Origin of the sequence: Methylobacterium sp. J-092, from assembly GCF_022829325.1 — a bacterium.
Lineage (GTDB): Bacteria > Pseudomonadota > Alphaproteobacteria > Rhizobiales > Beijerinckiaceae > Methylobacterium.
Genome location: NZ_JAKSXU010000009.1, coordinates 1 through 1,237, shown reverse-complemented (window position 1 = coordinate 1,237; position 1,237 = coordinate 1). Strand labels below are relative to the sequence as shown.

At 66.2% G+C, this 1,237-nt stretch carries 2 protein-coding genes; both read right to left on the bottom strand.

Features of this window, described 5'->3' with window-relative positions:
• On the bottom strand, positions 1–138 hold a 138-nt coding region (locus tag MKK60_RS00125), incomplete at its 3' end, for a GTP-binding protein (RefSeq protein ID WP_243934179.1).
• Positions 139–217: 79 nt separating this feature from the next.
• Positions 218–1,237, bottom strand: a 1,020-nt coding sequence (locus tag MKK60_RS00120; RefSeq protein ID WP_409567341.1) for an elongation factor G, incomplete at its 5' end; no start/stop codon positions are given.

Sequence of the window (1,237 nt, the reverse complement as noted above, 5' to 3'; positions counted from 1 at the left end):
GGCCGTGAACGTCGCCCCGCCGGACTCCGCCAGGACCTTCGTGATCGCCGCCGTCAGCGACGTCTTGCCGTGGTCAACGTGACCGATCGTGCCGATGTTGCAGTGCGGCTTCGTGCGGGCAAACTTCTCTTTGGCCATGGTAGCCTCCGGTTCGATGAGGGGTGCGCGCCGGACCTGCGGTCAGGCCGGCGACGCGGATGGGATGTCGAGGAAAGACTTACGCGTACTTGGCGATGACCTTGTCGGCTTCGCCGCGCGGCACTTCCTCGTAGTGGTCGAACTGCATCGTGAAGTTGGCGCGGCCCTGCGAGAAGGAGCGCAGCTGGTTCACGTAGCCGAACATGTTGGCGAGCGGCACCATCGCGTTGATGACGTTGGCGTTGCCGCGCATGTCCTGGCCCTGGATCTGGCCGCGGCGGGAGTTGAGATCGCCGATCACCGAGCCGGTATACTCCTCCGGCGAGACGACCTCGACCTTCATCACCGGCTCGAGCAGCACGGAGCCGCCCTTCTGCAGGGCCTCGCGCAGCGCCGCCCGGGACGCGATCTCGAAGGCCAGCGCCGAGGAGTCGACGTCGTGGTAGGCGCCGTCGATCAGCTCGACCTTGATGTCGACCACCGGGAAGCCGGCGAGGATGCCGGCGCCGAGGACCGAGTTGAGCCCCTTCTCGACGCCCGGGATGTACTCCTTGGGCACCGCGCCGCCGATCACCTTCGGGGCGAACTCGAAGCCCTTGCCCGGCTCGTTCGGCTCGACCACGAACTTCACCCGCGCGAACTGGCCCGTGCCGCCGGTCTGCTTCTTGTGGGTGTAGTCGATCTCGGTCCGGCTGGTCAGCTTCGCGCGGTACGCCACCTGCGGCTGGCCGATGTTGGCGTCGACCTTGTAGGTGCGGCGCAGGATGTCGACCTTTATGTCGAGGTGGAGCTCTCCCCTTCGCCGCAGGAATGTCTGGCCCGACTCCTGATCGGTTGAGACGCGGAAGGACGGATCCTCCGCCGCGAGCTTGACGAGCGCGATGCCGAGCTTCTCCTGATCGGCCTTCGACTTCGGCTCGACCGCGATCTCGATGACGGGCTCCGGGAACTCCATCTTCTCGAGAATCACGACCTTGACCGGGTCCGACAGCGTGTCGCCGGTGCGGGTGTCCTTGAGGCCGGCCAGCGCGACGATGTCGCCGGCGAAGGCTTCATTGACGTCATCGCGGTTGTTGGCGTGCATCAGGAGAATGCGGCC